Consider the following 7557-nt stretch of genomic DNA (forward strand, 5'->3'; position numbering starts at 1 on the left):
GCTCGGCCCGCAGCCGGACGGCCGCCAGGTACCAGCGGACCGCGACCGTGTGCCGGCCGGTCAGATGGGCCAGGTATCCGCGTACCTCGCGGATGTCGACCAGCGCCGGGTGCTGTTCCCCGTGCGCCCCGCTCACCTCGCCGTCCAGCGCCTCGGCCTGCTCCGCGGCCCGGACCGGGTCCCCGGACTCCGCGGTGGCGGCGATGGCGGCGAGCCGCCCGTCGATCCCGTACGCTCCACGGGCCCAGAAACGCTCGGTGACGTGGCCCCAGGGCAGGTGGACGGGGTCGGCCGCGCCGGTGCGGGCGGCGGCGGGACGGTCGGACACGGGGCGGCTCCCGGAAGTGGCGCGGCGACGGCCGGTGACGGCGCGGCGGCGGTGGCTCGGCGGTGGCTCGGCGCGCTCATGGTGGCAGGGCGCCGGCGGGAGCGCCGGACGGTCACCGAAGGAGGGGCCCGCAGGAGACCCGGAGGGGACGCCGAAGGGGGTCCCGAACGGCGTAACCCGGTCGCGCCCGCGGGCGTTCACCCGGCAGGGGCCGACGGGCCGCACGCCGAAGGGGCCGGGGACACGGGGACAGGGGAACACAGGGACCAGGGCCAAGGGCGACAGACAGGCGGCAGGGACCAGGGGACCGAGGAACAAGAGCAACAAGGGGGAGGGACGGGGTGCGGGACACGGACGCGTCCGGGGCGGCGGTCGCGCTGCCGCCGGACGCCCGGATCGTGGTCCCCGTGATGGCGGCGACGGGCGGGACCGGGCGCTCCACCCTGGCCTGGCTGCTCGCCGTCGAACTGTCCGGGGCGGGCACGACGGTGGTGATGGACCTCGGCGCCCGCCCGGTCTCGCCCTGGCCGCTCTGGGCGCCCGGCGGCGCCGGCCTCGCGGCCGTGCCCGCGGACCGGCCGCACTCGCGCGCCGCGATCCGCGCCGCCGCCGCCCGGCGCGACGCGGTGGACGTGCTGACGGACGTACGGGAATGGCACGCGCCGCCGCTGCACCTGCCCGCCGACCCGGCCGCCTGGTACCAGCTCGGGTCCGCCGGCGGCTGGCAGGTGCTCGTGGCCGACACCGTGCACCCGGTGGCCCACGACGTGCTGGCCGCCGGGTACCGCGCGGGCGGTCGGGGGCTGACCCGATCGTGGTGCGAACTGCCCTTTGCAGTGCCGGTGTTGTGCGCCGCCGCCACCGCGGAGGGGGTGCGCACGCTCCAGCGGGCGGTGACGGCCATGGGCGCGGCCGGGCTCCCGCTGCGCCGGACGGTGGCGGTGCTGGTGGCCCCGGACGCCGGGCGCGGGCCGGCCGTGGTCCGGGCGGCGGCCGCGGAACTCGCCGACCGGCTGTACGACGTCCAGGAGTTGCCCCACGATCCGGCCATCCGGGGCCATGGCCTCGCGGGCGGGACGCGGCCGCGGGGCCGGACCCGTAGGGCGGCGGCCCGGATCGCGGAGGCCGTGCTGGAGGCGGCCCGCAGCACCTGGGGGGAGGACCTCCCGCCCGCACCGTTCCCGGCGGCCCTCCCGCCCGCCGGGACCTAGGGCAACGGTTCGCGCCAGGGCAACCGGCCGTGCCGGTCCGGCAGTTCGTGGTCCGTATGGTCCGGGCAGGCATGCTCCCGCGTGAACCCCGCCAGGCGCATGCCCGGTTCCGCGCGGGCCACGGCCGGGAGCATCACGCTGCTGGTGGCCAGCAGGGTCACCACGACCATCCCGATCCAGGTGAGGCCTTGGTCCTTGGGCATGCCGGTCTCCTTCGTGCGCCACATGTGCGCAGAGTAGTCAGAGTGGATACGCAGCGTTATATCAGGAGTGCGGGGGTGCGCGCTCCGTCGAGTGGGGCGCCCGTGCGCGAACGTGCGTGATATCGGGCCGATCTGAGCAGCTTCCTTCATCTGGGGCCCACTCCGCGCTACCTTGCCGGGTGCATGCCAATCAGCCCCACCACAGCCCACCGCTTCTGTGAGGAGCTGCCCCATGAGACTGCCCCTCCGCCCGCGCCGCGGGCCCCGCACCCGCCGTCGCGCCCTCGCCGCCGTGCTCGCCGGAGCCCTCGCCGTCCTGGGCCTGGCCGCCGCCGGTTCGTCCGGATCCGCCTCCGCCGCCCCGGCGCAGACCGCCGGTTCGGTCACCGGGATCAGCCGCAACGGCGGCACGTACACGTTCACCACCACCAGTGGGGCCAAGGCCCGGCTGGTCGTCGCCCGCGCCGACATCTTCCGCATCTGGCTCTCGCCCGACGGCACGTTCACCGACGACCCGGCGGGCCGGGACCTCGCCGTCACCACCGACTTCGGCTCCGTCGTCACCGACTGGACCGACGCCGGCGGCCACTACCGGATCACCACCCCGGCCCTGTCCGTCCACGTGAACAAGTCGCCCCTGCGGTTCGCGGTCTACCGGGCCGACGACACCACCCCGGTCTGGGAGGAGACCCGGCCGACCTCCTGGTCCGGCGGGAAGACCACCCAGTACCTCGCCCAGGACACCGACGAGCAGTTCTACGGGACCGGCCTGCGGCTCGGGGAATGGGCGCTGCGCGGCCGGACGGTCCCGGTCGCCGTCGACAACAGGTGGCGGGAGAACAGCAACGCCAGCCCGGCCCCCTTCTACATGTCCACGCGCAACTACGGCGTGATGCGCAACACCTGGGCCCCCGGCTCGTACAGCTTCACCTCACCGGGCACCTTCACGCACAACGAGACCCGCTTCGACGCCTGGTACTTCACCGGCGACTCCCTCAAGGGCGTCCTCGACGCCTACACCGACGTCAGCGGCAAGCCGTTCCTGGCACCCCTGTGGGGCTTCGAACTCGGCAACGCCGACTGCTTCAACGCCTCCAACCCCGACTACCAGGGCGACCACGGCCGCCCCCGCCACCAGACCACCCCCGACGTCGTCGGATACGCCGCCGACGCCCGCGCCGCCGACATGCCCTCGGGCTGGTTCCTGCCCAACGACGGCTACGGCTGCGGCTACACCCAGCCGCTGAAGGACACCGTCGAGGCCCTGCGCGCCAAGGGGTTCCACACCGGACTGTGGACCTCCACGGGCCTGTCCGCCATCGCCGACGAGGTCGGCGTGGCCGGCAGCCGGGCCGTGAAGACCGACGTCGCCTGGATCGGCGGCGGCTACAAGTACGCCTTCGACGGCGTCCGCCAGGCCGTCGAGGGCATCGAGAAGAACTCCGACGCCCGCCGCTTCGTCTGGACCGTCGACGGCTGGGCCGGCACCCAGCGCAACGCCGTCGTCTGGACCGGCGACACGTACGGCACCTGGGACGACATGCGCTGGCACGTCCCCGCGATCGCCGGGGCCGGGCTGTCCGGACTCAACTACGCCTCGGGGGACGTCGACGGCATCTTCGGCGGCAGCCCGCAGACGTACGTCCGCGACCTGCAGTGGAAGGCGCTCACCCCGGTCCTGATGACCATGTCCGGCTGGGGCGCGACCAACCCGGCCGCCGGCTACCAGGACAAGCAGCCCTGGCGGTTCGCCGAACCGTACCTGTCCATCAACCGCAAGTACCTCAAGCTCAAGATGCGCCTGACACCGTACCTGTACACCATGAGCCGTACCGCCCACGAGACCGGAGTCCCCAGCACCCGCGCCATGGTCCTGGAGTACCCCGAGGACCCCGTGGCCCGCGGCAACCTGACCGGTGGACAGTTCCTCGCCGGCGACTCCCTGCTCGTGGCCCCCGTCGTCTCCGACACCACCGTGCGCGACGGCATCTACCTGCCGGCCGGCACCTGGACCGACTACTGGACCGGGACGACGTACGCCGGCCCGGGCTGGCTCAACGGCTACGCGGCGCCCCTGGACACCCTCCCGATGTTCGTCAAGGGCGGCGCAATAGTGCCGATGTGGCCGCAGATGAACCACGCCGGCGAGAAGCCGGTCACCCCGCTCACCTACGACATCCACCCGCGCGGCAGTTCCTCCTTCACCCTCTACGAGGACGACGGCCTGACCCGCGCCCACGAGACCGGCGCGTACGCCCGCCAGCGCGTGGACGTCACCGCCCCCACGGCCGGGACCGGCGACGTCACCGTCTCCGTCGGCGTCGCCCAGGGCGACTACGCCGGCAAGCCCGCCACCCGCGGCTACGAACTCGCCCTGCACGTCGCCGCGTCGCCCGCTCAGGTCACCCTCGGCGGATCGGCCCTGCCGAAGCTCGCGTCCAGGAGCGCCTACGACGCCGCGGCCACCGGCTGGTTCTTCGACCCGGCCGACCGGGCGGGCGTGCTGTGGGTCAAGTCCGGCCCGCAGGCAGGGGCGTTCGGGGTGACCGCCACGGCGACGAAGGTCCCGGACGCCGGCCCGGTGCCGACCTCCGCACCGCTGCCCCGCAGCGGCTGGTCCCTCGTCCAGGCCGACAGCCAGGAGACGGCGGCCGAGAACGGCCGCGCCGTGAACGCCTTCGACGGCAACCCGGCCACCATCTGGCACACCGCCTGGTCCTCCGGCACCCCGGCGGCCCTGCCGCACGAGATCCAGATCGACCTCGGCGCCCGCTACACCGTCGACGGCATCGGCTACCTGCCGCGCCAGGACGGCGGGGTCAACGGCCGGATCGGCGGCTACGAGATCCACGTCTCCGACACCACGGCCGACTGGGGCCGGCCGGTCGCCACCGGCACCTTCGCCGACACGGCCACCGCCAAGACGGTGCCGTTCGCCGCCGCAACGGGGCGCTACCTCCGGGTACGGGCCCTCACCGAGGCCGGCGGCCGGGGACCGTGGACCAGCGCCGCCGAGATCACCGCGACCGGCCGGGCGGCCCCGCTGCCGACCGACACCACGCTGGTCAACGGTGGCACCGGCACCTGCGTCGACCTGCCGCACAGCTCCACCACCCCCGGTACCGAACCCACCCTGTACGGCTGCCACGGCGGCCCCAACCAGCGCTGGACCCTGCACCCCGACGGCCGGCTCACCGGCCTCGGCGGGGTCTGCCTGGACGCGGCGAACGCCAACCGGATCACCGTGCAGCCGTGTGCCGGCACCCCGGCCCAGACCTGGCAACCGGGCCCGCAGGGCACCTTGCACAACGCCGGGGCGTGCCTGGGCGGCAACGGCACCCGGCTGACCCGTACGGCGTGCGACGGGAGCGCGGCCCAGCGCTGGAGCTTCGGCTCCTGACGGGCGGGACCCCCGGCCGGCGGCGGCTCCCGGACGACGGGAGCCGCCGCCGGGCGCCGGGGGAGGGGGCGAGGTCGGTCCGTCCCGTACCCCGGGGGGAACAGACCCGGCCCCTGGGCGATCACTTCTCGCCGACTGTGATCGTTCCCGCTCCCCGGACGGGCACGGTCAGTAGCGTCGCCCTGACGACCCGAAGTCGAACTGATGAGGAGTGGGCCGGATGGCAAACGTGGAGACGTCGCTCAAGGAGGCGATGACGTCGATCGACGGCAGCCTGGGCGCTGCGCTGGTGGACTACGCCAGCGGAATGGCGCTGGGCACCCTCGGGGGCGGCAAAGACATGGACATGGCCGTGGCGGCGGCCGGGAACACCGACGTGATCCGCGCCAAGGTCCGCACCATGGAGATGCTGGGCCTCAACGACGAGATCGAGGACATCCTGATCACCCTCGGCAACCAGTACCACCTCGTCAGGCTGCTCAAGGCCCGCGGGAACGCGGGCCTGTTCCTGTACGTCGTCCTCGACAAGGACAACTCCAACCTGGCGATGGCCCGCCACCAGCTACGCCGCATCGAGAACGACCTGGAGCTGTAACCGCCCGTCCTCGTCCGTGGCTCCGCACGCCCACGAGTTGAAGATGTCTTCACATCGACACTTCGGTACATGGGTACATCGGTACATCGGCACATCCGGAACCGGTCAACTGCCGGGCCGTGCGGAGCCGCGGAACAGCAGGATGGGCTTTCCCCGGGAGGAACGGCGTCGACGCGGCAGCAGGGAGTGGTCTCGACATGCAGGTACCGCTGTACCAGGCGAAGGCGGAGTTCTTCCGCATGCTCGGTCATCCCGTGCGCATCCGGGTGCTCGAGCTGCTGCAGGACGGTCCGATGCCGGTACGGGACCTGCTCGCCGAGATCCAGATCGAACCGTCCAGCCTCTCCCAGCAGTTGGCGGTGCTCCGGCGCTCCGGCATCGTGGTCTCCGTACGCGACGGCGGCACGGTCACCTACGCCCTCGCGGGCGGCGACGTGGCCGAGCTGCTGCGCGCGGCGCGCCGGATCCTGACCGAGCTGCTCGCCGGCCAGAGCGAGCTCCTCGCCGAACTCCGCCAGGCGGACACCCCGCGACCCGGCCCGGGCGCCCGCGTCTGAGGGCGGTGCCCGCCGGAATTCCTCTCCGTCCGGCGTGGGCGGAGACGTGCTTCAGGTGCTTCAGGTGCTTCAGGGGATGTCGGTGTCCGAGGGCTCCTGCGCGTAGACGTGGGGCTCTCCGCCGACCCAGTCGACGAGCGGCGAATCACCGAGGACCACCTCGTCCGGGTCCGGCACTTCCGCGCGCCGGAGGAATTCGATGACGTCGGCGTCGGAGTACGCCAGCCCCAGGATGTCCTCGTGGCCCGAGACCAGCAGGGTGACCCGGCGGCCGCCCGACGGGGAGATCCGGTGTACGACGATCGGCGCGTGGTGCATGGTCCCAGCCTCTGCCCCCGCCGCCGTCCCCGCATCCGCACGGGTCCGCCCGTGTCCGCGGGACCGCGCACCGGAGCCCGCCGGGCGGAGGTAAATGCTCCGGATAAACCGACGCGGACAGTAGCGCAATCCCTTCGAATAACGCTCGCTTTCCCCTCGAATTCGGAGCGATTTTATGAGGTGTGGATCGGCGGTGACGATTATCGGCCGCATTGCGGTCGAATAGGAGCCATTCCGTGGAGCGCTTGAGAATTAATTGTGAAAGTCCTCCTAGCATGGTGTGCGTGACGGCCCCACAAAGGCCGCCGCGTGTTGTCGGCCCTGTACGTACGACCTGTCAGGAGGCGCTTGTGAACAACAACATCACCGACACCGTGACGTTCGACGAGAACGACCTCGACCTCGGCGAGCTCACCGTCACCTCGATGCGGGACACCGTCGCGCTCCCCGAGACCGGAGCCTCGAACTCGGGCAGCTCCTGCTCCTGTGGTTCCTCGTCCTGCGGCGGCCCGACACGGCCGCCGATGCCGCTCTCGGTCTAGGCACCGCCGCCGGGATCCGCACCACCCTTCCTCCCGTCCCCCGGTGAACACCGCGGGACGGGAGGCCTTTTCGACGTAGCGAGGGGACCACCATGCCGCAGTCCGCAGCGCCCGCTGCCGTGCCCGACGGCCGCCCCGCGCCCGGCCCGTACCGGGTGCACAGCGCGCCGTACGCCCTCGCCCGGGCCACCGTCCTGCGCCACCCCGCCCAGCAGCCGCCCGCTGCCGCGTTCCGGACCGCGCTCGCCGACCTCGCCGGGGCGGAGCGCGCCGAGGCGGCGCTGCTGCCCGGCCTCTGCGACGCGCTCTACGCCAGCCGCGACGGCCACGACCGCACCTTCCACCACGACGTGGTCCTCCCCCTGCGCCGGGCCCTGCACAACGGACGCCCCCCGCAACCCGC

The 7557-nt window shown here is 73.1% G+C and carries 7 protein-coding genes and 2 pseudogenes; 6 read left to right on the plus strand and 3 right to left on the minus strand.

Annotation, left to right across the window (positions count from 1 at the left end):
• Nucleotides 1-328 (minus strand): annotated as a pseudogene (locus EF918_RS29370) (hypothetical protein); the annotation flags it as partial.
• 341 nt (nucleotides 329-669) lie between these two features.
• Between EF918_RS29370 and EF918_RS29375 the strand changes: the two are divergent.
• Nucleotides 670-1539, plus strand: a complete 870-nt coding sequence (locus tag EF918_RS29375) for a hypothetical protein (protein ID WP_125651966.1) — start codon at nucleotides 670-672, stop codon at nucleotides 1537-1539.
• On the opposite strand, the gene EF918_RS29380 is transcribed toward EF918_RS29375, so the two are convergent.
• The gene (locus tag EF918_RS29380; protein WP_125651967.1) at nucleotides 1536-1766 is read right to left on the minus strand and encodes a hypothetical protein; all 231 of its coding nucleotides are present in this window, start codon (nucleotides 1764-1766) and stop codon (nucleotides 1536-1538) included. The two genes, EF918_RS29375 and EF918_RS29380, sit on opposite strands and share 4 nt — an antisense overlap.
• 208 nt (nucleotides 1767-1974) lie before the next feature.
• On the opposite strand from EF918_RS29380, the gene EF918_RS29385 reads away from it, so the two are divergent.
• From EF918_RS29385 to EF918_RS29395, 3 genes are all read left to right on the plus strand, one after another.
• Nucleotides 1975-5142 carry a TIM-barrel domain-containing protein gene (locus tag EF918_RS29385; protein ID WP_125651968.1) on the plus strand — a complete coding sequence of 1056 codons (3168 nt, stop codon included), beginning with the start codon at nucleotides 1975-1977 and terminating at the stop codon, nucleotides 5140-5142.
• 220 nt (nucleotides 5143-5362) lie between these two features.
• Complete coding sequence (locus EF918_RS29390) at nucleotides 5363-5737, plus strand: hypothetical protein (protein WP_125651969.1); 375 nt, start codon at nucleotides 5363-5365, stop codon at nucleotides 5735-5737.
• Nucleotides 5738-5934: 197 nt separating this feature from the next.
• Nucleotides 5935-6294: a helix-turn-helix transcriptional regulator gene (locus tag EF918_RS29395; RefSeq protein ID WP_125651970.1), complete on the plus strand. Its 360-nt coding sequence runs from the start codon at nucleotides 5935-5937 to the stop codon at nucleotides 6292-6294.
• Between the two features lie 69 nt (nucleotides 6295-6363).
• On the opposite strand, the gene EF918_RS29400 is transcribed toward EF918_RS29395, so the two are convergent.
• On the minus strand, nucleotides 6364-6612 hold the full coding sequence (locus EF918_RS29400) for a hypothetical protein (RefSeq protein ID WP_125651971.1): 249 nt from the start codon (nucleotides 6610-6612) through the stop codon (nucleotides 6364-6366).
• A 350-nt stretch (nucleotides 6613-6962) separates the two neighbouring features.
• Here EF918_RS29400 and EF918_RS29405 point away from each other — a divergent pair, with 350 nt between their 5' ends.
• Both EF918_RS29405 and EF918_RS29410 read left to right on the plus strand, forming a co-directional pair.
• On the plus strand, nucleotides 6963-7154 hold the full coding sequence (locus EF918_RS29405) for a thiazolylpeptide-type bacteriocin (protein ID WP_260610796.1): 192 nt from the start codon (nucleotides 6963-6965) through the stop codon (nucleotides 7152-7154).
• 92 nt (nucleotides 7155-7246) lie between these two features.
• Nucleotides 7247-7557, plus strand: a pseudogene (locus tag EF918_RS29410) (hypothetical protein); the annotation flags it as partial.

Source organism: Streptomyces sp. WAC06614, from assembly GCF_003949795.1.
In the GTDB taxonomy this organism is placed as follows: Bacteria; Actinomycetota; Actinomycetes; order Streptomycetales; family Streptomycetaceae; genus Streptomyces.